At 73.4% G+C, this 24102-nt stretch carries 22 protein-coding genes; 13 read left to right on the forward strand and 9 right to left on the reverse strand.

Annotated features, from left to right (window positions below; all coding sequences use genetic code 11):
* Window positions 1-191 precede the first annotated feature (191 nt).
* Window positions 192-1208, forward strand: coding sequence for a chlorophyllase (locus QFZ64_RS34170; RefSeq protein WP_307071361.1), 1017 nt, complete (start codon window positions 192-194; stop codon window positions 1206-1208).
* Here the strand turns inward: QFZ64_RS34170 and QFZ64_RS34175 are convergent.
* Window positions 1165-2532 carry a GDSL-type esterase/lipase family protein gene (locus tag QFZ64_RS34175; protein ID WP_307071362.1) on the reverse strand — a complete coding sequence of 456 codons (1368 nt, stop codon included), beginning with the start codon at window positions 2530-2532 and terminating at the stop codon, window positions 1165-1167. The two genes, QFZ64_RS34170 and QFZ64_RS34175, sit on opposite strands and share 44 nt — an antisense overlap.
* A 423-nt stretch (window positions 2533-2955) precedes the next feature.
* On the opposite strand from QFZ64_RS34175, the gene QFZ64_RS34180 reads away from it, so the two are divergent.
* Entirely contained in the window at window positions 2956-3474 is a 519-nt protein-coding gene (locus QFZ64_RS34180) for a hypothetical protein (RefSeq protein WP_307071363.1), read from the forward strand.
* 113 nt (window positions 3475-3587) lie between these two features.
* On the opposite strand, the gene QFZ64_RS34185 is transcribed toward QFZ64_RS34180, so the two are convergent.
* Window positions 3588-4409: a MerR family transcriptional regulator gene (locus tag QFZ64_RS34185; protein ID WP_307071364.1), complete on the reverse strand. Its 822-nt coding sequence runs from the start codon at window positions 4407-4409 to the stop codon at window positions 3588-3590.
* Between the two features lie 151 nt (window positions 4410-4560).
* Window positions 4561-5151 carry a TetR/AcrR family transcriptional regulator gene (locus QFZ64_RS34190; protein WP_307071365.1) on the reverse strand — a complete coding sequence of 197 codons (591 nt, stop codon included), beginning with the start codon at window positions 5149-5151 and terminating at the stop codon, window positions 4561-4563.
* Between the two features lie 192 nt (window positions 5152-5343).
* Between QFZ64_RS34190 and QFZ64_RS34195 the strand changes: the two genes are divergently transcribed.
* The 5 genes from QFZ64_RS34195 to QFZ64_RS34215 all read left to right on the forward strand — a co-directional run bounded on the left by QFZ64_RS34195 (window position 5344) and on the right by QFZ64_RS34215 (window position 9700).
* On the forward strand, window positions 5344-5904 hold the full coding sequence (locus QFZ64_RS34195; RefSeq protein ID WP_307071366.1) for an RNA polymerase sigma factor: 561 nt from the start codon (window positions 5344-5346) through the stop codon (window positions 5902-5904).
* A gap of 35 nt (window positions 5905-5939) precedes the next feature.
* Window positions 5940-6779 (forward strand): zf-HC2 domain-containing protein, encoded by an 840-nt coding sequence (locus QFZ64_RS34200; protein WP_307071965.1) that lies wholly within the window; start codon window positions 5940-5942, stop codon window positions 6777-6779.
* 127 nt (window positions 6780-6906) lie between these two features.
* Complete coding sequence (locus tag QFZ64_RS34205) at window positions 6907-7716, forward strand: ABC transporter ATP-binding protein (RefSeq protein ID WP_307071966.1); 810 nt, start codon at window positions 6907-6909, stop codon at window positions 7714-7716.
* 23 nt (window positions 7717-7739) lie between these two features.
* Window positions 7740-9137 carry a hypothetical protein gene (locus QFZ64_RS34210; protein WP_307071967.1) on the forward strand — a complete coding sequence of 466 codons (1398 nt, stop codon included), beginning with the start codon at window positions 7740-7742 and terminating at the stop codon, window positions 9135-9137.
* Window positions 9134-9700, forward strand: coding sequence for a hypothetical protein (locus QFZ64_RS34215; protein ID WP_307071367.1), 567 nt, complete (start codon window positions 9134-9136; stop codon window positions 9698-9700). Before QFZ64_RS34210 ends, QFZ64_RS34215 begins: the two co-directional genes overlap by 4 nt.
* A gap of 49 nt (window positions 9701-9749) precedes the next feature.
* On the opposite strand, the gene QFZ64_RS34220 is transcribed toward QFZ64_RS34215, so the two are convergent.
* Window positions 9750-10361, reverse strand: a complete 612-nt coding sequence (locus QFZ64_RS34220) for a TetR/AcrR family transcriptional regulator (protein WP_307071368.1) — start codon at window positions 10359-10361, stop codon at window positions 9750-9752.
* A 129-nt stretch (window positions 10362-10490) separates the two neighbouring features.
* On the opposite strand from QFZ64_RS34220, the gene QFZ64_RS34225 reads away from it, so the two are divergent.
* Window positions 10491-11540: an aldo/keto reductase gene (locus QFZ64_RS34225; RefSeq protein WP_307071369.1), complete on the forward strand. Its 1050-nt coding sequence runs from the start codon at window positions 10491-10493 to the stop codon at window positions 11538-11540.
* Window positions 11541-11625: 85 nt separating this feature from the next.
* Here the strand turns inward: QFZ64_RS34225 and QFZ64_RS34230 are convergent, their stop codons facing one another.
* Window positions 11626-12657, reverse strand: a complete 1032-nt coding sequence (locus QFZ64_RS34230) for an Lrp/AsnC family transcriptional regulator (protein WP_307071370.1) — start codon at window positions 12655-12657, stop codon at window positions 11626-11628.
* A gap of 156 nt (window positions 12658-12813) precedes the next feature.
* On the opposite strand from QFZ64_RS34230, the gene QFZ64_RS34235 reads away from it, so the two are divergent.
* Window positions 12814-13575, forward strand: coding sequence for an SDR family NAD(P)-dependent oxidoreductase (locus tag QFZ64_RS34235; RefSeq protein ID WP_373430715.1), 762 nt, complete (start codon window positions 12814-12816; stop codon window positions 13573-13575).
* A gap of 70 nt (window positions 13576-13645) precedes the next feature.
* Here the strand turns inward: QFZ64_RS34235 and QFZ64_RS34240 are convergent, their stop codons facing one another.
* A complete protein-coding gene (locus tag QFZ64_RS34240) occupies window positions 13646-15589 on the reverse strand; it encodes an SMI1/KNR4 family protein (protein ID WP_307071371.1) in 1944 nt (647 codons plus the stop codon).
* 269 nt (window positions 15590-15858) lie between these two features.
* Between QFZ64_RS34240 and QFZ64_RS34245 the strand changes: the two genes are divergently transcribed.
* The 3 genes from QFZ64_RS34245 to QFZ64_RS34255 all read left to right on the forward strand — a co-directional run bounded on the left by QFZ64_RS34245 (window position 15859) and on the right by QFZ64_RS34255 (window position 19959).
* Window positions 15859-16968 carry a DUF1996 domain-containing protein gene (locus tag QFZ64_RS34245; protein WP_307071373.1) on the forward strand — a complete coding sequence of 370 codons (1110 nt, stop codon included), beginning with the start codon at window positions 15859-15861 and terminating at the stop codon, window positions 16966-16968.
* Between the two features lie 142 nt (window positions 16969-17110).
* Window positions 17111-18862 carry a discoidin domain-containing protein gene (locus tag QFZ64_RS34250; protein ID WP_307071374.1) on the forward strand — a complete coding sequence of 584 codons (1752 nt, stop codon included), beginning with the start codon at window positions 17111-17113 and terminating at the stop codon, window positions 18860-18862.
* 56 nt (window positions 18863-18918) lie between these two features.
* Window positions 18919-19959: a LacI family DNA-binding transcriptional regulator gene (locus QFZ64_RS34255; RefSeq protein WP_307071375.1), complete on the forward strand. Its 1041-nt coding sequence runs from the start codon at window positions 18919-18921 to the stop codon at window positions 19957-19959.
* 57 nt (window positions 19960-20016) lie between these two features.
* Here QFZ64_RS34255 and QFZ64_RS34260 read toward each other — a convergent pair whose 3' ends face one another.
* The gene (locus QFZ64_RS34260) at window positions 20017-20409 is read right to left on the reverse strand and encodes a VOC family protein (protein WP_307071376.1); all 393 of its coding nucleotides are present in this window, start codon (window positions 20407-20409) and stop codon (window positions 20017-20019) included.
* A 164-nt stretch (window positions 20410-20573) separates the two neighbouring features.
* Between QFZ64_RS34260 and QFZ64_RS34265 the strand changes: the two genes are divergently transcribed.
* A complete protein-coding gene (locus QFZ64_RS34265; protein ID WP_307071377.1) occupies window positions 20574-21455 on the forward strand; it encodes a LysR family transcriptional regulator in 882 nt (293 codons plus the stop codon).
* A 313-nt stretch (window positions 21456-21768) separates the two neighbouring features.
* Here the strand turns inward: QFZ64_RS34265 and QFZ64_RS34270 are convergent, their stop codons facing one another.
* Window positions 21769-22557 (reverse strand): copper homeostasis protein CutC, encoded by a 789-nt coding sequence (locus tag QFZ64_RS34270; protein ID WP_307071378.1) that lies wholly within the window; start codon window positions 22555-22557, stop codon window positions 21769-21771.
* Window positions 22554-24101, reverse strand: a complete 1548-nt coding sequence (locus QFZ64_RS34275) for a M81 family metallopeptidase (protein WP_307071379.1) — start codon at window positions 24099-24101, stop codon at window positions 22554-22556. Before QFZ64_RS34275 ends, QFZ64_RS34270 begins: the two co-directional genes overlap by 4 nt.
* Window position 24102 lies beyond the last annotated feature (1 nt).

A 24102-nucleotide genomic window follows, 5' to 3' on the forward strand; every position in this document is an offset into this window, starting at 1 on the left:
CGCCGCCCGCCGGGATCGTGCCCGCCGGGCCGTTCCCACCGGGGTGCGGGGCGGGGTTGTGCCCCGTCCGGCGGCCTCCCCCTCGGTGTCCGAGAAAGGGCCCTCCCATGACCGAACAAGCGACCGAACATGCGACCGAACAAAGGACTGGACGAGCTACCGGACGAGCGTCCGGACAGGATACGTCCGGCATGGCGCTCATCGATGTCCGTCTCACCGCCGTCGCTCCCGTCGTCTCCGTCAAGCCGGTGACGCTGGAGGCCCCGGGGCGGGGGACGGACCTGAGGGTCAGGATCTCCGCGCCCGTGACCGGCGGCGAGCTCCCCGTCGTGCTCTTCTCGCACGGTTACGGTTCCTCGCTGGACGGCTACGGGCCGCTCGCCGACTTCTGGGCAGCCCACGGGTTCGTCGTGATCCAGCCCACCCACCTCGACTCCCGGACCGTCGGCCTGCCCCCGGACGATCCCCGCACCCCGCGGCTGTGGCGGATCAGGGTCGAGGACATGAGGCGCGTGCTCGACCACCTCGACGTGCTGGAGGCCGCCGTGCCCGGCCTCGGCGGCCGGCTCGACCGGAGCCGGATCGCCGCGGCCGGGCACTCCTTCGGCGGCCAGACGGTGGGCAATCTCCTCGGACTGCGCGTCCTCGATCCGATGACCGGGCAGGAGGAGGACGACCTGTCCGACGCGCGGATCACGGCGGGCCTCCTCCTCGCCACGGCCGGGAGGGGCGGCGCCGACCTGACCCCGTTCGCGGCAGACAACTTCCCCTTCCTGAACCCGAGTTTCGCCCGCATGACGACACCGGCCCTCGTCGTCGTCGGCGACCGCGACGACTCCCCTCTGACCCACCGGGGACCGGACTGGATGACCGACGCCTACACCCTGAGCCCGGGTGACAAGAGCCTGCTCACCCTCTTCGGGGCGGAACACTCCCTGGGCGGCATCCCCGGCTACGAGGCCCGGGAGACGACGGACGAGGACCCCGCGCGCGTCGCCCTGCTCCAGCGCGTCACCTGGGCCTATCTGCGCCATGCCCTCGGCCTGGACGACACGGGCTGGACGGCGGCGCGAGAGGCGCTCTCCGGCGCCGGCGACGACGGCGCCGCCGCCCGGGCCCGGCTGGAGAGCAGGGGACCGGGCGGGGCACCCGTACGGCGGGCGGTCAGCGGCGAGCCGCCGAGGAGGCGAGCATCGGGAGCGAGATGACGTCGGCCAGTCCCTGCTGACCGGCGATGTTCGCGTGGATGCCGTCCCCCAGGTCGTACGCCGGGTTGATGCTGTTCGGCTTCACCGGGTCCGCCAGCACCTGGTCGAAGGGGAGGACGCCGTCACAGGTGCCGGTGCAGTCGTTCCATGTGGAGACGAACGTGCCGACGGTGTGCCGGTCGCGGTTGTTCTGGTCGCTGTAGCCGGGGCGGGGGGTGATGGGGGTGACGTACACCTTGATCCCCGCGTCCCGTAGCCGCTGGAAGACCTCGCGGTAGCCGGCCAGGATCTGGTCGGCGTCGCAGCGGTTCGCGAGGTCGTTGGTGCCGTAGTAGTAGAGGACGCCGGTGACTCCGTGCAGCGCGAGGACGTCGCGCTCGAGGCGGGAGACGGCGTCCAGGCCGCGGATGGAGTCGCCGTTGCCCGGGCAGGTCGCGGCGCTGGTGGTGCCTCCGATGCCGGCGTTGGCGACGGCGAACTGCCGCGAGGCGGGGAGCTCGGCGGTGATCCGCCGGGCCAGGTCGTCCGTCCAGCGCAGGTTCTCACCCGGACGCTCGCAGCCGGGACCGCAACTGGTGGACCCGGTGCCGTCCACGACGGAGCTGCCGAAGGCGACGAGGCTGCCGCGCAGCCGGGTGTTGTGCACGTCGACGGCGCTCACCAGGTAGGTGGACTCCGTCGTCTCGGTGTACGCGTCGCCGCTCGCGTCGGCGGTGTGGTCGCCGGAACCCGGCGGGGTGAGGTAGTTGGTGCGGAACGCACTGTCGTGGCGGCCCGCGGGCGCCGTGCCGGAGACGGAGAGCGACACCGCGACGTCGCCCTGGGCCCCGGTCCTGAGCCGGGCGCTGTCGCTCCACACCTCGCCGTGGGCCGGGACGACCACCGTGCGCCGGCCGTCGAAGGTGACGGTGCGCGGGGCGCCTTCCGTCGCCGCGCTCTTGCCGTCGGTGAGCGCCACCGTGGCCGCGTCGACGGTGAGGGGAGTGTCGCCGAAGGTGTTCTGGATGCGCACGCGCAGCGCGTCACCTCCCTGGCTGAGGTGAGTGATCATCCGTACGGACCGGTCGCGCAGAGGGGTGCTGGAGAGATGCTGCTGGGAGGTGGCCCAGGAGGTGAACCAGCCGTGTTCATGGGCGCGTTGGCCGGAGGCGGCCTCGGCGGCCACGGCGGGGGCGGCGGCGGTCGTCGCGGAGGTGACCAGGACGGACGAGGCCGCGGCCAGCGCCAGGGCGGCGGCGACGCGTCCGGCGCGGGAGGCCCGGGAGGCCCGGGAGGCCCGGGAGGCCCGGGAGGAGTCGAGCACGCGGATGAGAAGTGGACGCATGGGGGTGCCTTCCGACGTGAGCGGACGGGTGCGGTCATCTGCGGGCGGGGCGGGCGGTGGTGCGCATCCGGTCCAGTCCGGTCCGGTCCTCTTCCCTTCGTCGGTGCGAGCTGCGAGCTGCGTGCCTTGTGCTCCGTCGGTGGCGGCGGCCGGCCGCGCACCGCGAGAATCGCGCGGCCGGCCGCCGCAACCCCGCACCGGCTCCCCGCAGGCACCTTTCACCACGCGCGACGCTGCGATGACTTCCGCATCCTAGACACCGACACCGCCTCCCGGAACAGGGCCGTGTGCGCCGTCGGCGGGGTGGGCAGGACATGACGGAGGGGTTGATCATGTTGTGCGACAAAGAGAGCCGGGCTGCGGCCCGCACTGTCTCCGTGTGCCGAACGCGGGGAAGCGAGGCGGACGTTGAGCGTGGAGGCAATGGCGGAGCTCGCGGAGCGGGTGGCGCTCGTCGACGTGTGCGTCAAGCCCATGGCGACCAGAGCCGTGGACTTCACCGATCCCGACTGGAGGCGCACGGTGCGGGAAGCCCCGCACCCGCTGGACGAGGCGGGGGTCCGGACCGAGGCCGAGGCCGCGCTGCGGGAAGTGCTCCGCCGGTACGAGGAGGGCGGGGAGGACGTCCGGGCGGCCCTGCGCACGCTCTTGGAGCGCTGCGCTTCCTTCCGCTGGGCGGCGACGCTGCCCTTCCCGCACACGGCAGAAGGGTTCACCCAACGCCTGCTGGAGGTGGCGGTCGTCGACCAGGGCGACGACGCCCGGGACATGATGGTCGACCTGGACCACCTGTGCGGGCAGGCACGGGACGCCGGCGTCGACATGCGGCCGCTGCTCCTGACCGTGGCCGAACTCTCCAGCGACATGGACAAGTACGGGATGGGCTCCACCCGGGCGATCCTGCGCCGGGCGGCGTCCAGGGAGCCCTGCGGGCTCTGGTGACCGCGGGCGCGGCGGCATCCGGCACCGCGCCCGCGTACGTCCGGTGGCCGTGCCCGGCGTGCACCCGGTGACCGGTCAGGCCCTCCGGGGAGGGCCTGACCGGTGCCTCCGCGTCAGGCCGGTATCACCGGGACCTGCAGTTCCGTCACCCAGGCGTCGCGGTCCTCGGGGCATTCCAGGTTGATCTCGCGGGGGTAGCCCGTCGGGCGGTAGCGGTGGGTGTCGCTCCAGCGGGCCAGGGCCTGGGCGGTGGAGAGGACGGTGTCCATCGAGCCGTGGTGCACGACGGTCGCCGCCCGCTCCAGGGCCGGCAGGTCGAGGACGCGGACGTCGCCGTCCCGGACGGGGACGGAGACCTGGACGGCGGCGTGGACGGTGATCCGGCCGCCTCCCTCGGGTGCGTCCTCGTAGTGGGCGACACCGGGGCCCGTGGGCCTGATACCCGCCGCCTCCAGGCGACGGAACAGTTCGTCGTAGAGCGGGCCGATGACCGGCCCGATGTCCGCGGGCCCGAAGCTCGCGGCTGTGGCGGTCAGTTCCGCCACCCGGACCGCCGGGACCTTCTTGAGGACGACGTCGTTCGTGGGCATCTGCCCCTCGCTCTCGATCGCTCGGAGCCTCGCCTCGACCTGGACCAGCCGCGCCCGTGCCGCGTCCACGGCGCTCTCCAGCTCGGCCCGCCGCAGCCGCAGCATGCCGCGCAGCTCCTCGGCGCCGACCTTCTCGTCCACGATGTCCCGGACCTGCCGAAGGGTGAAGCCGAGCTCCTTCAGCGCGATGATCCGGTTCAGGCGGGCGAGTTGGGCGGCGGTGTAGTGGCGGTAGCCGGTGGCGGGGTCGACGTGGGCCGGGCGCAGCAGACCGGTCGCGTCGTAGTGCCGCAGCATCCGGACCGAGACGCGGCCGTGCCGGGCGAAGTCTCCGATGGTGAACATGATGTCTCCGAGTCGACCGCCTGACACGGTGTGAGGGTCAAGACACCGTCCGGTGCCCTCCCACACCGTCCGACGCCATCAGGACTTCTTCGGTGCCCGCTGCCCGGTGCCCGCTGCCCGCTGCCCGGTGTCCGGTGCTCCGGGGTGCGGCTCAGGGCTCCTGGCGCTCCGCGCGCACGCCGTCGATCACCATGTCCAGGAGCCGGCGCGCCTGTTCGTCGTCGGCCCGGTGCTCGGTGGCCAGCGCGATGGTGCCGACGAGCGCGAGCAGGTCCTCGACGCGGACGCCGGGGCGCGCCGCGCCCGACAGCTGTGCCCGCCGCAGCAGTTCACCGGCCGCGTCGGCGATCATCGTGGTGCAGCCCTCGTTCCGCCGCACCGGCTCGGGGTCCCGGTCGTCGTGCGCCAGCGAGGCGGCCAGACCTCGGCAGGTGGCCGCGTAGGCGTTGAAGTCCCGCAGCCAGGAGAACAGGGCGGTGCCGGGCTCGCTCTCCTGCGCGTGCTGCCGCGCCTTGGCACAGAGCGCCTCGACGCGGTCGTGGAAGACGGCCTCCAGCAGGGACCGCCGGGACGGGAAGTGCCGGTGCAGGGTGGCCGAGCCCACGCCCGCCCGGCGGGCGATCTCCTCCAGGGAGGCGCCGGCCCCATGGACCGCGAACGCCTCCTGGGCGGTGGTGAGGATGCGCTCCCGGTTGCGCCGGGCGTCGGCGCGCAGGGGCCGGCGCGCTGCGGTGTCGGGCACGGTCGCTTCCTGCCTTCGCCAAGTGGGGTACCTCTCCGCGAGAGTAGCGGACCGTGAACGGGGCGCCGCCCGGCTCCCTCCCGGCGTGGCACCGGCGCTGCGGCGCGACGCGGGCGTCGAGGCGGACCTGTAGATGTGACCGGCATCACCCGCAGGGGAAAACCCGGCGGCCGTGCCCGGCGTCTAGAAGGCGTGAGTTCACGGAGGAAGGCACCGGGCGAGCTGGACGAGGAAGGGCTCGTCCGGCTCGTGGCCAAGGGTGACCGGGGCGCGTTCGAGGAGTTGTACCGGCGTACCGCGCCGTCGCTGGCCGTACGGCTGCGCCGGCGGTGCGCGGACGAGCAGATCGTCGCCGAGGTCATGCAGGAGACGTACCTCGCGGTGTGGCGCGCGGCCGGCGCGTTCGCCGGGAGCGCGGCCGGGGGCAGCGCCGTCGGCTGGCTGTGGACGATCGCCGCGCGCCGCCTCGTCGACGCGTTCCGGCGCCGCGCCCACCACGCGGAGCCGCCGCCCGCGGCCGCCCCGCGCACCGCGGCGCCCGCCGCCGAGGAGGAGGCGCTCGCGGCGGCCGTCGGCGGCGACGTCGGGGACGCGCTGCGCCGTCTCGCTCCGGAACTGCGGCAGGTGCTGCAGGCCCTGGTCCTCGACGGCATGTCCGTCCGGGAGACGGCCGTCCTGCTCGGGCTGCCCGAGGGAACCGTCAAGACCCGCGCCCGCCGGGCCCGGATCGCGATGCGGAAGGCACTGGCATGAACGGCAGGGGAGGGGACGGCATGGGCACCAACGGCATGGGCGGGCACGGCAGTGGTGGCGCGCACGGGGAACACGCGTCACCGCCGCTCCTGGACGCCTACGCGCGCGGCGTCGCGGACTGTCTCGCCGACGACGAGGTGTGGGCCCTGGAGGCACACCTGGAGGAGTGCCGGACGTGCCGCGACCGGCTGTCGGCCGTCGTGGACGCCCGGGCCCCGGCGGTGGCGGCACTGGTCGACACCGTGTGGTCGGACCTCGGACCCCGACTGGCCGCGATCCCCCCGCTGCCCCACCGGCGGCGGTGGCCCGCACGCCTGTCGCGGTGGACGACGCCGGTGATGGTGCCGTGGCTGGCCATGACGGTGACCGTGACCCTGCTTGCGCTGCTCCTCGACCGGATCGGCACCGGCGAGGCGCCGCTCGTGCTCCTGCTGGCCCCCGTCCTGCCCGTGCTCGGCGTCGCCGCGTCGTGGTCGCGCGGCCTGGACCCGGCGTACGAGCTGACGGCCTCCGCACCGAGGGCGGGGCTGCACCTGGTGCTGCGGCGCACCACCGCCGTGCTCGCCGTGGTCGTGCCCGCGCTGCTCGCGGGCGGGTGGGCGACGGGGGTGACGGCCGGACAGTGGCTGCTGCCCTGTCTGGCCTTCACCTCCGCGACCCTGGCGCTCGGCGGCGTCATCGGCGTCACCCGCGCCGCCGTGTCCCTGGTGACCGTGTGGGCCGCCGTGATCGTGACACCGGCCCTGACCGCCGGCCGTACCACCGCCGTCCTGCAGACGGCCGCGCTGCCCGGATGGGGACTGGTCCTCGCCCTCACCACCACGGTCGTCCTCGCCCGCAGGGGCGCGTACGCCGTGCTGGGAGCCCATCGATGACGACGGACAACGGCACCCGACAGCGACGAACAACGACGCCCGACAACGCCGACGACCCCCGACAGCGACGACGACAACAAGAACGACGCCCGACAGCGACAACAAGGAGGACCCCCGCATGACGCCCATGACGCCCGCGGTGAGCGCGGCCGATCTCGCGCCGACGGCTTACGCCTGGGAGATCCGGGCCACCGGCCTGAAGGTCAGGGCCGGCCGGAAACGCATGGCGGTCGACGGCCTCGACCTGTCGCTCGGTACCGGAGTGCACGGCCTGCTCGGCCCCAACGGCGCCGGCAAGACGACCCTCATCCGCGCCCTGGCCACCGTGCTGCGCCCTGCCGGCGGCACCCTGGAACTGCTCGGCGAAACCGTGGGCGGCAGGGGCGAACACCGTACGCTGCGCCGCCGGATCGGCTATCTGCCGCAGGAGTTCGGCTACTACAAGCGCTTCACGGTGCGCGAGTTCGTCGAGTACATGGCGTGGCTGAAGGAGGTGCCCAAGAAGGACGTCCCCGGCGCCGTGCAGCGCGCCGTCGAGCGGGTGGGCCTCGCCGACCGCGCCGACGCCCGCATGAAGACCTTGTCCGGCGGCATGGTGCGCCGGGCCGGCATCGCCCAGGCACTCGTCAACGACCCGGCGGTGCTGCTCCTCGACGAGCCGACGGCCGGCCTGGACCCGGCGCAGCGGGTGCGGTTTCGCGAACTGCTGCAGGAACTCGGCACCGACACCTGTGTCGTCGTCTCCACCCACCTGGTCGAGGACGTGGGCGCCGCCTGTACCCATGTGGTGCTCCTCGCCGAGGGCCGGCTGGTCTTCCGGGGCACCCCGAGGGAACTTGCCGCGGCCGGCGGGCCCGAGCACGTGGGCGACAGCCCGCTGGAGCGTGGTTACTCGGCGCTGCTGCTGAGCCCCGGCCGGGAAGGGGGCTCCTGGTGAACGTCCCTGTCCTGCGTACCGAGTTGAACACCACCGTCCTGCGTACCGAGTTGAGGCGCTCCGTCGCCCCCTGGGCCGGAGCAGCCGTCCTCACGGGCGCGCTCGCGTTCCTGTATCTGATCGACGGCTCCTGGTGGCGGGGCGGCACGGCCTGGACGGCCCAGTGGACCTCCCTGGCCCTGTGGACCCGCGGCCTGCTCTTCTACCTGTGGCCGCTCACCGTGGGCCTCGGCGCGCTGCAAGGGCTGCGCGACCACCGCTCCCGGATGCCCGAACTGCTGTCGAGCACCCCGAGGCCCGCATGGCAGCGTGCGGCGGTGCCGGCCGGCGCGACGGCGCTCGCACTGGCCTGCGCGTACGTGCTGCTCGTCCTCGTGGGCGGGGTGCAGGTGTTCGCCCACACCGACTACACGCACCTCGGGTGGCTGCCCATCGCAACTGTGGGAGCGCTGTCCCTGGTCGCGGGAGCCGTGCTCGGCATGGGGGTCGCACGGGCGCTGCCCTCCATGCTCACCCCGCCCGCGCTGACGATGGCGGCCTTCACGTTCACCGTCCTGATGAACGCGTCCCTGGGCCACACCGAGACCGCCGCACCGAACGGCGTCCCCGAATCCGAGCCCAACCGTCTCTCCCTGCTGTCGCCGACGGTGGAGGAGGTGCACAACGTCTTCGTCACGCTCTCCGCCTCCGTGCACGTCGGGCAGACGCTCTGGCTGCTCGGCCTGGCCGCGACCGGTTTCACCCTGCTCGTCGCGGCGACCCCGCGCACCCGGCTGCTCGCCGTGACACCCGCCCTCGCCGGGGCTGTCCTCGCACTCCTGGTCCTCCCCGCCGACCCGCAACGGATGTACGTCGTCGACGAGTCGGCCGCCACCCCGGTGTGCGACGGTCCGGTCTGCGTGGCCCGGGTGCACCGGGAGCGGCTCGCCGAGGTCGCCGGCCCCGGAAGGAAGGCACTGCGCCTGCTGCACGACGCCCTCGGCGACCGCGCCCCCGATACCGTCCGTGAGAACACCGCCGTCCAGCCGGACGGCACCACACCGCGGTGGTCCCGCGACACCGTGCTGTTCGGCTTCGACGACGGCCTCGTCGGCGGCGCGAAGGGCGAGGAACTGACCCGGGCCCTGGTCGCGGAGGGCATGGCGCCGGACTGCACGCCCGTGGGCTGGAGCGGCGTCGGCGGGGACCTGTACGCGCAGGCGGTCGCGGTGGGCTGGGTCCTCGGGGACCTGAAACCGCTCCCCGGCACGGAGGCGTCGGGGCTGCACCACCAGGTCGACGCCCAGGCCCGCCCGGTGTGGAAGAAGCTCCGGGCACTGCCCCGGGCGGAGCAGCTCTCCCGGATCGGGGCGATGCGCGACGCCGCGTTCTCCTGCGAGGGCGACGCGTTCGACGCGCTCAAGGGCGGTGGGTCCCGGTGAGACGGCTGACGCTGTACACCCGCTCGCGCCAGGTGCCCGCGTCGCTCGCGGTGCTGCTGGTGAGCGCCCTCGTGCTGTGGACGTTCACCCGGGACGCGGAAGGCGATCCGCGGCTGCCCGTACTCGTCCTGGCCACGGGCGCGATGGCGACCTCGGCCGGACTCGGCGGCCACGACCTCGCGCTGGACCGGACGGCCGCGATCCGCTGGGCACCCCGCCGGGCGGCCCACGTGCTGATCGCCGCCGCGGCCGTCTGTGCCGCACTGCCCGTTGTCGAGTCACTGGGCGGTGCCCCGGCACCCCTCGCGTTCGCCGTCCGGGACGCCGCGGGGCTGATGGGACTGGCCGCGCTGGGCGCCGCGCTGTGGGGCCGACAGTACGCGTGGACCCTGCCGTTCACCTGGCTCGCGTTCACGCTGTTCGCTCCGCCCGCGACCGGCACCCCGACACGCATCGCCACCTGGCTGCTCCTGCCCCCCGGCACCGCGTCGGCCACCTGGACCGCCGTGACCCTCACGGCCCTGGGCACCGCGACCTACGCGCTCGCGGGTCCGCGCCGGTAGGGGTTCGACGGGGGGCGCGGCGGGGCCGGCTCGCCGAGTCGCAGCGCACTCACCGGGCTCCGCGCACCGGCCCCCGGCCGTCGTCCCCGGAGCGCGAGCGGACCAGTCCGGCCATCAGCAGGTCGAGAAGGCGCTCGGCCTGGGCGCGTTGCTCGGGGGTGCCGGTGACGAGGGTGATGCCGGCCAGGGCCATGAGGATGTCGGGGGAGGACACGTTCTCCCGCAGGAGGCCCTGGGCCACGCCGGCCAGGCGGAACCGCTCGATCGCGCCGGTGAGTTGCTCGCGGGTCCGGGAGCTCAGGCGGTCGTCGTCCCGCAGAAGGGTCCTCAGCGTGTCGGCCATGCCGTGCTTGGTGACGAGGTAGTCCAACAGGCGCGACATCCATGTGCGCAGGGCCCGGTCGGCGGGCAGTTCGGCGAGCAGGTCCGGGGCCCCGGCGGCGAGCCGGGTCGTCTCGTAGCGGTAGGTCGCGTCGACGAGCTGCTCGCGGGTCGGGAAGCGCCGGTACAGCGTGCCGATCCCGACGCCCGCGTCCTTGGCGATGCCCTTCAATGTCGCGGCGGCGCCGTCCCGGGCGAAGGCCGACGCGGCGGCGGCGAGCAGCTTGTCCTCGTTGGCCCGCGCGTCGGCCCGGACGGACCGGCCGGATGGCTCAGGCATGCGCGTGTTCCCACTCTCGGCTTGCTATGCGGAGTCGACTCCGCTTACCGTGGCGAAATCAAGCGGAGTCGACTCCGCTTGGGCGGAACGATAGCAGTCGGCCGCCGCTCCACGGAAAGGGTCCACACCATGCGGTACCGCACGCTGGGAAGCACAGGCGTCCAGGTCAGCTCGTTGTGCCTGGGCGCGATGATGTTCGGGAAGTGGGGGAACCCCGACCATGACGACTCGGCCGGCATCATCCGCACCGCGCTCGACGCGGGCGTCAACATCATCGATACCGCCGACGTGTACTCGGGCGGCGAGTCGGAGATCATCGTCGGCAAGGCGATCGCCGGACGCCGCGACGACGTCGTCCTGGCCACCAAGGTGTCGAGCCCCATGGGCCCCGGCCACAACGAGCGCGGCGCCTCCCGGCGGTGGATCACCCAGGCCTGCGAGGCGAGCCTGCGCCGTCTGGGCACCGACCACATCGACCTCTACCAGGTGCATCGGCCCGACCCCGAGACCGACCTCGACGAGACCCTCGGCGCCCTGACCGACCTCGTCCGCGCGGGCAAGATCCGCTACGCCGGCTCCTCCACCTTCACTCCCTCGACGATCGTCCAGGCGCAGTGGACCGCCGAACGACGGCAGCGCGAGCGCTTCGTCTGCGAACAGCCGCCGTACTCCCTGCTGGCCCGGGGCGTCGAGGCCGACGTGCTGCCCACCTGCGAGAGCCACCGGATGGGCGTGCTCGCCTGGAGCCCGCTGGCCGGGGGCTGGCTGTCCGGCCGCTGGCACCGCGACGCGGCCGACCTGTCCAGCCACCGCACCCGCACGATGCCCTTCCGCACCACGCTCTCCCACTACGACCTCGACGTACCGGGCAACCGGGCCAAGCTCGACGCCGCCACCGAACTCGCCGGCATCGCCGCCGAGGCCGGCCTGACGCTGATCCAGCTCGCCCTCGCCTTCGTCACCACACACCCGGCGGTCACCGCGGCGATCATCGGCCCGCGCACCGCCGGACACCTGCGCGACCAGCTCGCCGCCGCCGACGTCGTCCTGGAACCCGCCGTACTGGACCGCGTCGACCGTGTCGTCGCACCGGGCACCGACCTCAATCCCGGCGACACCGGGTACGCCGCCGAGATCCTGGCCGCCCCGGAACGCCGCCGTCGCGCCGTCGTTCGGTGAGGCCGTCGTTCGGTGAGGCCGTCGTACGGTGAGGCCGTCGTACGGTGACCCGGGTGAGGCGTGCCGTCGGACCGTCCGTCCCGGGTCATGTGCGGCCGTGCGCCGGCCCGGCCAGGCGGTCGCCGGACAGCAGCGTGCCGGCCTGCTTGAGGTGCCGCAGCACGGGGGAGACCTCCATGCTCTGCAGTCCGGCCAGGGAGCCGACGCGGTCCGAGGTGAACTCGAAGAGCTCGTCGAGGTCCCGGCAGTGCGCGACGGCGTGGACGTTGTACGGCCCGGAGACGGCCGCGGCGAAGGCGATCCCCGGTTCCCGCGCCAGCGCGCGCCCGACCTCCTTCACCGCCGAGGGATGCACCCGCAGCCACAGGTTCGCCCGTGCGTGGTACCCGAGGGCGGCCGCCGCGATCTCGACGTCGATGTGCACGGCCCGGCGCTCCAGCAGGGAGTGCAGACGGCGGGATACGCGTCCCGGAGTGGAACCGGCCGCCGCGGCCAGGTCGACGAGGGAGGCCCGGCCGTCCACCGCGAGGGCGTCGCAGATCCGCTCGTCCTCGGCGGTCAGCACCACCGGTTCGCGGGCGACCACGGGGACTTCGGCGAACGGGGAGCCCTCGCTCCCGAGCAGGGCCTCCTGCTCCGGGGAGAGCACACCCTCCAGCGCCGCCCAGTAGTGGCCGCGTCCGCCCAGGAACTGACGGAGCATCGCGAAGGCGTTGATGTCGAGCACCGCCGCCGTGCGCGGCAGCCGCCGGCCGAGCAGTTCCTCACGCTGCTCCCGGTTCCGGGACTGGATCGCACACGTGATCTCGTAACCGGCCGCGCTCAGTGCCACCCAGTTGACGTCCTCCCGCCGGGCGAGCGCCTCGGCGATCGCCGAGACACTGCCGGGGCGGCAGCGCAACCGCACCAGCCATCTGCTCTGCCCCAGCGCCCCCGGGTTCACCACACCGGTGACCCGCAGGACCCCCTCGCCCCGCAGCCGCCGATACCGGCGGTTGACGGCGGCCTCGGTGAGGCCGAGCGCACCCGCGAGCGCGGCGAAGGGAGCCCGCGGAGCGATCTGCAGCGCGCGGATGATCCGCACATCCTCGGACCGCACGGCGAAGGATTCAGACATCGGAGCATCCCGCATGACGGGAATCCTACAGAAACACCCTCCGGAGTCCTGTCGGCGACGGCGGGGCGCGGAGACTTGCCGTGTACGTCACCCACCGCGCAGCATCCACTGCGCACCACCCACCAGCCACCTCGCACCGAACGGAGATGACCTCGGATGTCGTCGACCGCCGGGAACCGGCACACCTCGGCCGCCCCGAACACCCCGGACGCCCCTGACCTCCCCTCCGCTCCCACCGCCCTCGTCGTCGGCGCCTCGCGCGGGCTCGGCCACGCGATAGCGGCCGAGCTCCTGGACCGGGGGTGGCACGTCTTCGGCACGGTCCGTGACACCACCGCCCGCACCCCCCTGCACGACCTCGCGGACCGGTCCGACGGGCGGGTCACCGTCGAGCACCTGGACATCAACGAGCCCGCCCACCTCGCGCCCCTGCACGACCGACTCGCCGCGCGCCGGCTGGACCTCCTCCTCGTCAACGCGGGCACCACCAACAACGTGGACACCCCGATCGGGGCGGTGCCCACGGCCGACTTCGTCGACATCATGGTCACCAACGCGCTCGGTCCGATGCGCGTCATCGAGGCGCTCGAAGACCTCGTGCCGGACACCGGTCTGATCGCGGCGATGTCCTCAGGGCAGGGCAGCATCACGAACAACACCACGGGTGGCCGCGAGGTCTACCGGGGCAGCAAGGCCGCCCTGAACATGTTCCTGCGCGGCTTCGCCGCCCGGCAGGCCGGGACCCGCCGCGCCCTCGTCCTCATGGCGCCGGGCTGGATCCGTACCGCGCTCGGCGGTCCGGACGTCCCGTACACCATCGAGGAGAGCGTCCCCCTGATCGTCGACGTCCTCCTCTCCCGGCAGGGCACACCCGGCCTGGCGTACCTGGACCGCTGGGGCAAGACCGTTCCGTGGTGAGTTGCCGGGGCGGACCGCGGGCCGAGGGTCCGGTCGCCGCCCCGCCGCCCCGCCGCCCCGCCGGCACTTGTCAGCCGCCGTCCGGTCCGGTGCCTTCGGGAGCGGTGCCGTCCGCGACGAGCGCCGGGCCCCAGCCGAGGGTCATCACCGCGTACGTCTCTCCCGCCACCGGCGGACGGGTCCACGAGCGAGTGGTGAAGGTGTGCAGCCGGCCGTGCAGGAGAGCGTGCCGCGGCAGACGGACGCCGAACTCCTCGGCCACCGCAGTCAGCACCGCCTGTTCCGCCGCGGCATCCTCCTTCGTCCGGCCGAAGAACCGGCTCGGCGCCAGCGCGTCCGGTATCGCGCCGCTCGTGCGGATCTCCCCGGCCTCGTAGGTGAAGGCGTACTCCTCGACGCCGTCTCGCGCCACCGACAGGTGGAAGGACGGCCTCCCGTGGCCAGCCCTCAGCCCGCTCCACACCACCACCGCGCGGGTCCCCTCACTCGCCGCCCCGGCCGGGGAGACGAAGCGCTGCCCGTTGAACGGAGCGGGTTCCGCGTCGAAGGCGAAGCTCCAGCCGGGGCCGGCCCGGCCGACGGCCATGAGCGCCTTGTCGTCGTAGGAGGAGAACTCCCTCTTGTCGCTCCGCACCCGGTGCGCGTCCCACAGGGTCATGGGCTCCTTCAGCGCGGTTCCCCCGTCTGTGAGCCGCCCGGGCAGGTCCGCCGGTTCGACGCCCTCCACCAGCACGAAGCGATAGGAACCGCGCCTGTTGCCAGGGTCCGGCTCCGCCAGCCACGCGAGGCCCTCCGGATCGTCACCGGCCGTCGGTGACGGTGCCGCACCCCGCTGTCCGCCCCTCGGCGTGGACAGCAGTTCCTCCGCCCGCGGTGGGGTCAGCAGGGGGCCGAGCAGCGGGTCGGCCACCCAGCCCAGCGGTGCCAGGTGGTCCGGCCCCAGCGGCTCCCACAGGGGCAACGCGTTCCTCAGCGTCCGCCACGCCCCGTCGGTGTCGCCCCACCGCGCCAACTCCCGCGCCTCGCCGACCGCCTCCCCGAACGGCCCGGCCGGCGCGTACCGGTACGTGCCGGTGCGCACCTGGTCCAGGGTCGCGTAGGCACGTGCCAGCAACTCCTCGTCGGCACCGCGCAGGTGGAACTTCAGCGTGGAGTCGTCCCGGTAGGAGTGCGCCACGTGCTCGACCACCAGCGGCGGCAGCAGTTCGGGTGCGTACCGCGGGTCCGCGGCCAGGCCGTCGTAATACACCAGGTAGGTGCGTCCGAGCAGACGGCGTATCTGGTCGCCCAGCGCGGTGGCCCGCGGCCTGCCGTACGCCTTGGCCTCGTCCAGTGCCCGAAGCGCCCGCTCCCAGTCACCGCGCAGCGCGTCGAGCCGGGCCACCTCCACAAGGGCGTCCAGCTCGCGCGTCGTGTCGTTGACGAACTCCGCGCCGCCGTCCCCGTCGTGCGCACGCAGGCGGTGGAACTCCCTGTGCATCTCGCACATGAACTCCCGGAAGCTCGCGTGCCGTTCGGGCGGCGCGGCCCGCCAGCCCGCCCAGGTGTACACCGGCCACTCGCCGTGCTCGTCCACGTCCTCGGGATCCATGAGCACGTACAGGCCGTCGGACTCGACGTCCAACTGCAGCCCTTTCCGCCAGATGTCCACCTCCTTGCGCTCCTGGGGAGTGGCGTCCTCCGCCAGGTAGTCCTCGAAGTCGTCGGCGAGACCGGAGCCGTTGTCGTGCCAGCGCGCCTCCTCGGTGCCCGCCAGCAGCCACAGGAAGCCGCCCGCGTGCCGCCAGCCGTCGGAGACAGCGAGGAACTCCCGGTACGACGGAGGCATCCGGCGGCCGAGACGCGCCTCCATGGCGGTGATCCGCTCCTCGGACGCGGGCGGGAAACCCAGCCACCGCGCCTGCCGGGCGGCCTCGTCGCCCTCGAGCCCGCTCGTGCCGTCCTGGCAGTCCGCCCACTCTCCACTCCATGTGAGCAGGAAGGGGCGCCAGTCGAAGGTCGTGGTCTGCGTCATGTCCCGGATGCTGCCACTCACCACTGACAACGCCCCCGTGCCCGACCCGGCCGCCGGGCGCGTCCGCTGCCACAGCTTCTGCCACGCCTCTTGACACCTTGTCATGAGCGCCCGGACACTCCGTGCATGGGAGAGCGCTCTCCCGCACTCTCCCACGGTCTCCCGCACACTCACCGAGCACCCCGGAGCACTCCGGGAGCACCTACCGAGCACCTCACGCCCTCCCGCGTCCTCGCACGACCTCCACCCCCCACACTCAGGAGGCGTTCATGCCCCGCAGATCGAAGGCCCTCTCCGGAACGCTGATCGCGGGCGCGCTGCTGTGCGCCACGTTCGGCGCCGGCGGCATCGCCCTGAGCGCCGACGCCGACGCCGCGGCACCCGGCACCACGGCAGCCGCCTCGCACACCGCCGCGCACGCGGGCCACTCCGGCAACGCCATGCCCGTGTCCACCGCATCGTCCCCGGACGACCCCGACGGCGACGGGTACATCCCGGCGAACCCGCCGGTCACCGGGGTCACCCCCTCCACGCAGAACCCGCCGCACCGCTACTTCCACGAGTTCCAGGCCAACTGCGGCGTCACCCACACCGCCCCCGACGACCCGATCGTGTACCCGCAGCAGCCGGGCAAGTCCCACGACCACACGTTCATGGGCAACACCACCACGAACGCCAACAGTTCGACCGCCTCGCTGGCCGCGGGCGGCACCACCTGCAAGGCCCCCGGCGACCTCTCCGGCTACTGGATGCCCACCCTGCTCAACGACGGGAAGCCGGTGCTCCCGGTCGGCCCCCAGACGATCTACTACAAAGCCGGCGTCACCGACTACACCAGCGTCCGGCCCTTCCCCAAGGGACTGCGGTTCGTCGTCGCCAACCCGATGCAGAGCGCCGCCGAGTTCCGGAACCACCCCGGCTTCGTCGAGGGCTGGGAGTGCGGTGACAGCTTCTTCAACACCGAGTTCCCGGCGAGCTGCCCGGACCGTCCCGACGTCCAGCTCAACATCCGGTTCCAGGCCCCCAGTTGCTGGGACGGCACGTACCTCGACACGCCCGACCACAAGAGCCACATGGCCTACCCGGTGGTCAAGGCCGGCACCAACGACAACATCTGCCCCACCGACCACCCAGTGGCGCTGCCGATGATCGAGTTCAAGATGGCGTTCCCGGTGAACGGCGACATGTCACGGGTCACGCTGGCCAGCGGCTCCGGGCACAGCTTCCACTACGACTTCTTCAACGCCTGGGACGACGCCACGCTGAAGGCGCTGGTCGACCACTGCGTCGTCGGCGGACTGCAGTGCGACGCGCGCGGCTACGACCAGACGCACCCGGAGGCGGGAGCGGCACTCGACGAGAACTACCGGCTTCCGTAGTCGGACTCCGCAACCGGCTCCCGTGACCGGCTTCCGTAGTCGGATTCCGCAACCGGCCCACGCGGCCGGATCCCGTATCCGGCTCGCGTCCTCACCGAACCGGCCTGCGCAACCGGCGAACGTAACCACCGAGAAGGACACCGTGACCCCACCCCGCACCCGTGCCCGCCGCCTCCTGGCCCCCCTCACCGTCGGCGCCCTCGTGGCGGGCGCCCTGGCGGCACTCCCCGCGACCGCGGCGCACGCCGCCGGCAGCGTCGTCAAGGTGACCGGCTCCCAGGGACACTGGCAGCTCACCGTCGACGGCAGCCCGTACCGCGTCAAGGGCCTCACCTGGGGCCCGTCCGTCGCCGACGCCGAGAAGTACCTGCCCGACCTGCAGTCCATGGGCGTCAACACCATCCGCACCTGGGGCACAGACGCCTCCAGCAAGCCCCTGTTCGACGCCGCGGCCGCGCACGGCATCAAGGTCGTCGCCGGGTTCTGGCTCCAGCCCGGCGGCGGCCCCGGCTCCGGCGGCTGTGTCAACTACCTCACCGACACCGCGTACAAGAAGCAGGTCCTCGACGAGTTTCCCAAGTGGGTGCGGACCTACAAGGACAACCCCGGCGTCCTCATGTGGGACGTCGGCAACGAGTCCGTGCTCGGCCTGCGGAACTGCTACAGCGGCGACGAACTGGAGCGCCAGCGCGACGCCTACACCACCCTCGTCAACGACATCACCAAGAAGATCCACGGCATCGACCCCGACCACCCGGTCACCTCCACCGACGCCTGGGTCGGCGCCTGGCCGTACTACAAGAAGAACGCGCCCGACCTGGACCTGTACGCCGTCAACTCCTACAACGGCGTCTGCGACGTGCGGTCCGCGTGGGAACAGGGCGGCTACACCAAGCCGTACATCGTCACCGAGACCGGGCCCGCGGGGGAGTGGGAGGTGCCCGACGACGCCAACGGGGTCCCGCAGGAGCCGAGCGACCAGGCCAAGGCCGACGGATACACCAAGGCCTGGGGCTGCGTCACCGGACACGAGGGCGTCGCCCTGGGCGCCACCATGTTCCACTACGGCACCGAGTACGACTTCGGCGGCATCTGGTTCAACCTGCTGCCCGCGGGCCAGAAACGGCTGTCGTACTACGCGGTGAAGCGGGCCTATGGAAAGGACACCTCCCACGACAACACACCACCGGTCATCAGTGATCTGTCCGTCGAGGGCGGTGCGGGCGCGGTGCCTGCCGGACGCGCGGTCACCCTCGACGTCCGGGCGAGCGACCCCGACGGCGACCCGATCACCTACGAGGTGCTCGACAACAGCAACTACGTCGACGGCGGCAAGCAGTTGAACTCACTGCCGTTCACCGGTCCGGGCGCCGGCCGGCTGTCGTTCACGGCCCCCGACCGGCCCGGCGTGTGGAAGGTCTACGTCAAGGCGACCGACGGGCACGGCAACGTCGGTGTGGAGACCCGCTCGATGCGGGTCGTGCCGCCCGAGGTGGGCGGCACCAACCTGGCGCTGCGCAGACCGGCCACCGCCTCCTCCTTCCAGCCGAGTTACGGGGACTGCCCGTGCACGGCGGCCGACGCGGTCGACGGCGACCCCGCCACCCGCTGGGCCAGCGACTGGAGCGACCCGCAGTGGCTCCAGGTGGACCTCGGCAGCCGCACCTCGTTCCGCCACGTCCAACTGGTGTGGGAGTCCTCCTACGCCAAGGCGTACACCGTCCAGGCCTCCGACGACGGACAGGCCTGGCGGACGGTGCGCACGGTGACGGACGGCAACGGCGGCGTCGACGACTTCGACGTCACCGGGACCGGCCGCTACGTCCGCGTCGACGGCACGGCACGCGGCACCGGTTACGGCTACTCGCTGTACGAGTTCGGCGTCTACGGCTGAGCGGGCCGGGGGAGCGCTCTGTTCGCGGTGATCGCCGGGCCGTTAAGGTGCGTGGCATGAGCAGGAGGGCTCCCACGCTGGAGGACGTCGCCCGGGAGGCCGGTGTGTCCCGGGCGACGGTCTCGCGGGTCGTCAATGGCATCCGCAACGTGGACCCCGCGATCCAGGACGTGGTCCGCCGGGCCATCGCCCGCACCGGCTACGCCCCCAACCGGGCGGCGCGTTCGCTGGTGACCCGACGCGCCGAGACCGTCGCCCTGGTGGTCTCCGGGGCGGGGGAGCCGCCGGAGGACACCCAGGAGGCGTTCGCCGCACGGGTGTTCACCGATCCCTTCTTCGGCCGGGTGGTGGCCGGCGTCGTCGGCTATCTGCGCCCGCACTCGATGTACCCGGTGCTGATGTTCGCCGACTCCCCGCAGGACCGGCACGAGGTGCTGACCTATCTGCGGCAGGGCCGCGCCGACGGCGCGCTCGTCGTCTCCACGCACGCCGACGACCCACTGCCCGCACTGCTCGCCGAACAGGCCCTGCCCGCCGTCCTGTTCGCGCGCCCCGGGCACCCCGTCCCGCTCAGCCACGTGGACCTGGACCACCGGGCCGGCGGCCGGCTCGCCGCGGAACACCTGCTGGCACGCGGCTGCCGGCGGCCCGCCACCGTGTCCGGGCCGCTGGACGTCGCGGCGAGCCGGGAGCGCCTGGCCGGTTTCCGCGAGGCGCTCACCCGCTCGGGACACGATCCGGTGCCCGTCCAGGAGGGGGGCTTCACGCACGACAGCGGCGTCGCCGCCATGACCCGGCTGCTCGCCGAACTGCCCGGCCTGGACGGTGTGTTCGCGGCCAACGACCTGATGGCGCAAGGCGCCTGCGAGGTGCTGCGCGCACACGGCAGACGGGTGCCGGACGACGTCGCCGTGGTCGGGTTCGACGACTCCGCCGTCGCCCGGACGTCCCGCCCCGCGCTGACCACGGTGCGGCAGCCGGTGGAGGACATGGCGGCCCGGATGGCCCGCCTCCTCGACGAGCACGTCCGGGGCGAGCGCACCGAACCGGCGTCGGTGGTCTTCGCCCCGGAGCTGGTCGTCCGCGACTCCGCGTGACGGCTGCGCGGGACCCGGCTCAGGCGACCTGGGGGCCCCGGCTCCCGGTGGTCGCGCTCAGGCGTCCTGCGGATACCAGCGCAGCTCCACCGTGTTGCCGTCCGGGTCCCGGACGTAGAGGGAGAGGGCGGTGCCCCGGGCGCCGTAGCGTTCGCCGGGCCCGTCCAGCACGGTGAAGACCCCCGAGTCGACGACCTCCTGCCAGTCGAGCGGCTCGACCACCAGACAGATGTGATCGACGTTGGAAGCGCCCCCCGGCCGCCCTGCGGGCACCTGCACCAGGTCGATGATGGTGGTGGGGCTGACCCGCACGGAGGGGAACGGCGCCCGGCCGGCCCGCCACTTTGCCACCCGTACGGGCTCCAGCCCCAGCGGGCCGGTGTAGAAGTCGAGCGAACGCTCGATGTCGGCGACGTTCAGGACGAGGTGGTCGAAGGCGATCACACGCATGGATGTCTCCCGAATGAGAGCCGGAGCGGTGCAACGGTGTGACGGCGGTCCACCGGTGAGGGACCCGACGCGAGCGCGCCGCCGCGTTCAGCATGGCCGGACGGCCGTCCATCGGTCCAACACATGCTTGTCATCCGATCCATCGTGTTCCACGATCGATCCCCATGGATCTCCAGCAGATGCGCTACGTCCTCGCGGTCGCGGACACCGGCGGCTTCACCCGCGCCGCCGAGCGGTGCCACATCGTGCAGTCGGCGCTCAGCCACCAAGTGGCCCGGCTGGAACGAGAACTGGGCGCCCGGCTGTTCGAGCGGACCAGCCGCCGGGTCCGGCTCACCCCCGCGGGCGAGGCGTTCCTGCCGGCCGCCCGGCAGGCCCTTGAGGCGGCCGAGCGGGCCCGGGCCGAGGTCGCGGCGGCCACCGGCGAGATACGCGGCACGCTCACCCTCGGCTCGATCCCCACCTTCGCGGCCCTCGACCTCCCGGCGCTGCTCCGCGACTACCGGCTGCGCCACCCGCACGTACGGATCCGTCTGCGCACGGGCTCCAGCGAGCGGTTCGTCGAGCAGGTGCGCGAGGGCACGCTCGACGCCGCGCTCCTCGGCGTGCCCCCGGGATTCCGGCCGCAGGGCGTCCGGGACCGTGAGCTCCGCCAGGGCCGGCACGTCGCCGTGGTCGCCCCCGGCCATCCGCTGGCCGACGAGGACCGGGTCGACCTGCGCCGCGTCGCCGACGAGGTGTTCGTGGACTTCGCCGACGGCAGTGCCGCCCGTGCCCAGTCGGACCGGGCGTTCGCGGCGGCGGGCCTGCGCCGCGAGGTCGCCTTCGAGGTGTCCGGCGTGGAACTGATGGTCCGCATGGTCCGCCACGGCCTCGGCATCGCCCTGTTGCCCGAGGCGTTCACCGCCGAGCTGCACGGCGTGCGGTGCGTGGCGCTCACCGACGGCCCCGTACGCGTCGAACACCTCATCTGGAGCCGCTTCCCGCCACCCCCTGCGGCGGCCGCGTTCCTCGCCCTGTTGGACACCGGTACCCCTCCGCGATGACACCGTCGACCGGGAGGTGTCCGTCGTCCGCACCGGTGACGGCCCTCTTCCCAGGGACTTCACGGTCACCGACGACGACCGGGAGAGCACCGTGCTGACCGCGTCCCGGGGCATCTCGCTCCATCCGCACAGGATCCTGCGGCCCGCCCCGGCCGGTCCCTCCCCCCGCAGAGGGCGGGGCAGGTCACCGGAACCTGGCAGACCCCGGACGGCGGCTCCGCCCGCGGGGTGTTCGCCGTTCCGTACGGCGACGGTTCCCGGGCGTAGCCGTCCGGCCGGCCATCCCGGCATCCCGGCCGTTCGGCCGTCGTCTTCAGCGTGCCCGGCCCGGCAGGCTCGCCGCCCTGACGTCCAGCGCCCGCCGGGCCGCCGCCACGAGGGCCGGGTCGGTGACGAAGTGGGTGTCCTCGTCGGCGGTGGTTCCCGCCGCGCCGAGGGGCGTCCAGATGCCCGTGCGGCGTGGCTCGGCGCGGTGCTTGGCCGAGAGGTGCACGGCCGCGACGCCCGCGCCGACCAGCGCGGGAATGTCGGTCACGCGTACACCTCCGCCCGCCATGACCTCCAGTCCGGGCGCCGCGGCGACCATCGCGGTCAGCGTGGCCGACCCCTCCGCCGCGGTGGCCGCGCCGCCCGAGCTGAGGACCCGGGTGACACCGAGCGGGAGGAGCAGCGCGGCGGTGGCGACCGGGTCGGCCGACTGGTCGACGGCCCGGTGCAGGGTGACGTCGACAGGCCGGCCCCCGTCGTGGGCGGCGTCCGCGAGGCGGGCGACGGCGTCGGTGTCCAGGGTGCCCCCGGCGGTGAGCGCGCCGACGACCACCCCGGCCGCGCCGGACGCGACGACGGAGCGCACCTCGGCGACCATGAGGGCGATCTCCTCGGCGTCGTACACGAAGTCACCGGGACGGCACCGCACGAGGGCGTGCACCGGCGGCCCGACGGCCGCGGCCGCCTCCACCACGGCCGCCGACGGGGTCAGTCCGCCCAGTTCGAGCGCGGTGCACAGCTCGACCCGGTCCGCACCGTGCGCGAGGGCGGTCCGTGCCCCGGCCGGGGAGGTGACGGCGATCTCCAGCGCGGCGACGGCACTCCCGCCGGTCACTCGTCCTCCCCGGTGAGCGGCAGGTCGGAGGCCGGAATGATCCGTGCCGTCAGATCCGGGTCGGGCATGTCGCGGTCGAAGGGGAACAGGGGCCGGCGGACGCGGTGGTGGCCGAGCCGTACCAGGTCCTGGTCGACGCCGCCCGGGGTGAGCGCCATCTTCCAGCCCACGGCCATGTCGAACAGCTCCGGCTCCAGGTAACCGATCTTCACGACGACGATGTCGGCGGAGCGGGGGTCGAGGTCCAGGTCGGTGAAGTCGTGCTCGTGGTGGTACGGCTTGCGCAGCCGGGTGAGGATCGCGTACACGCTGCCGACGCGGATCACGACCTCGGTCTCCGCGTCCCGGTCGCCGTACCGGATCGCGTGCACCACCCCGGTGAGGGTGACGGGCCCGGCGTGCCGGTCGTCCACCTCCGCCCCGGCGGTGACGGTGACGGTGGCACCCACTCCGGCGGCGACCGCGGCGTCCACGGCGGCGGGGCCCGGCACCGAGGCGTACAGCACCGTCGGACCGTCGTCCTTCCGGAACTCCGGCCGCTCAAGCAGCCGGGTCAGCCCCCAGGTGACGTCGCCCGCGCCGCCCGCGGTGGGGTTGTCGCCGGTGTCGCTGAGGAAGTACGGCCGGTCCGGCGAGGCCAGGGCCTCGTCGAGGATGCCGTCGAACGTGCCGGTCGGGGCGACGAAGTCGAAGTCGTGACGGGCGTCCCAGAAGCCGCGCGCGAGGCGTTCGGCGCCGGCCGCCACGGCGTCCCGGTCGGTTCCGGTGACGACGACGGCCGCGCGGTTGCGGGGCTCGTCGGCCCAGGCGTAACCCACCCATATCGCCGCGTCGATGACGCCGTCCGAGGCCTCGACCTCCTCGACCGCCGCGTACACGCTCCGCGCGGGCTCGATCCGGGTGGAGGTCTGCTCCCCGGCCAGCAGGACCGGCACCGGCACCCATGCCTTCACCGGGCGGGGGCCGCCGGACGCCAGCAGGTCGACCAGGTTGCGCACGGCGCGCTCCTTGGTCTCCATGTGGTCCTCGTGCGGGGCCGTCCGGTAGCACGTGATCAGGTCGCTGCGGTGGGCCAGTTCGCGGGAGACGTTGCCGTGCAGGTCCATCGAGGTGGAGACGAGGACGCCGGGGCCGACGGTGGCGCGGATGCGCTCCAGCAGGACGGCCTCGGCGTCGTCGACGCCCTCCACGGTCATCGCGCCGTGGATGTCGTACCACAGACCGTCGAGCCGCGGGAGCGCGGCGAGGCGCTCGACGAGCTCGTCGGTGAGCGCGGTCCAGGCGGCGGCGGTGACCGTGCCGCCGGGCAGCGACTTGCCCACCAGCGCACCGTGCCAGTCGGCGGCCTCGCACAGTTCCTCGCCCGGGGCGAGGAAGGGGTAGCGGTCGAGCACCTCGGCGCCGCGCGAGGGGTGGAAGGCGGGGGCCTCGGTGCGGGCCGGGGAGAAGGTGGACGACTCGATGCCGAGCCCGGCGACGGCGATGACCGGACGGGCGGCGGCGGGACGTGCGGGGCCGGCGGGGGAGGCGGCGGTTTCCGACATG

The sequence above is a fragment of the Streptomyces sp. B3I8 genome, assembly GCF_030816915.1.
GTDB lineage: Bacteria > Actinomycetota > Actinomycetes > Streptomycetales > Streptomycetaceae > Streptomyces.

Excerpts from the sequence above, each read along its gene's own strand:
- QFZ64_RS34170 (WP_307071361.1), top strand. The coding sequence starts at position 192 with ATGGCGCTCATCGATGTCCGTCTCACCGCCGTCGCTCCCGTCGTCTCC.
- QFZ64_RS34175 (WP_307071362.1), bottom strand. The coding sequence starts at position 2,532 with ATGCGTCCACTTCTCATCCGCGTGCTCGACTCCTCCCGGGCCTCCCGG.
- QFZ64_RS34180 (WP_307071363.1), top strand. The coding sequence starts at position 2,956 with ATGGCGGAGCTCGCGGAGCGGGTGGCGCTCGTCGACGTGTGCGTCAAG.
- QFZ64_RS34185 (WP_307071364.1), bottom strand. The coding sequence starts at position 4,409 with ATGTTCACCATCGGAGACTTCGCCCGGCACGGCCGCGTCTCGGTCCGG.
- QFZ64_RS34200 (WP_307071965.1), top strand. The coding sequence starts at position 5,940 with ATGGGCGGGCACGGCAGTGGTGGCGCGCACGGGGAACACGCGTCACCG.
- QFZ64_RS34205 (WP_307071966.1), top strand. The coding sequence starts at position 6,907 with ATGACGCCCGCGGTGAGCGCGGCCGATCTCGCGCCGACGGCTTACGCC.
- QFZ64_RS34220 (WP_307071368.1), bottom strand. The coding sequence starts at position 10,361 with ATGCCTGAGCCATCCGGCCGGTCCGTCCGGGCCGACGCGCGGGCCAAC.
- QFZ64_RS34225 (WP_307071369.1), top strand. The coding sequence starts at position 10,491 with ATGCGGTACCGCACGCTGGGAAGCACAGGCGTCCAGGTCAGCTCGTTG.
- QFZ64_RS34230 (WP_307071370.1), bottom strand. The coding sequence starts at position 12,657 with ATGTCTGAATCCTTCGCCGTGCGGTCCGAGGATGTGCGGATCATCCGC.
- QFZ64_RS34235 (WP_373430715.1), top strand. The coding sequence starts at position 12,814 with ATGTCGTCGACCGCCGGGAACCGGCACACCTCGGCCGCCCCGAACACC.
- QFZ64_RS34240 (WP_307071371.1), bottom strand. The coding sequence starts at position 15,589 with ATGACGCAGACCACGACCTTCGACTGGCGCCCCTTCCTGCTCACATGG.
- QFZ64_RS34245 (WP_307071373.1), top strand. The coding sequence starts at position 15,859 with ATGCCCCGCAGATCGAAGGCCCTCTCCGGAACGCTGATCGCGGGCGCG.
- QFZ64_RS34255 (WP_307071375.1), top strand. The coding sequence starts at position 18,919 with ATGAGCAGGAGGGCTCCCACGCTGGAGGACGTCGCCCGGGAGGCCGGT.
- QFZ64_RS34260 (WP_307071376.1), bottom strand. The coding sequence starts at position 20,409 with ATGCGTGTGATCGCCTTCGACCACCTCGTCCTGAACGTCGCCGACATC.
- QFZ64_RS34265 (WP_307071377.1), top strand. The coding sequence starts at position 20,574 with ATGGATCTCCAGCAGATGCGCTACGTCCTCGCGGTCGCGGACACCGGC.
- QFZ64_RS34275 (WP_307071379.1), bottom strand. The coding sequence starts at position 24,101 with ATGTCGGAAACCGCCGCCTCCCCCGCCGGCCCCGCACGTCCCGCCGCC.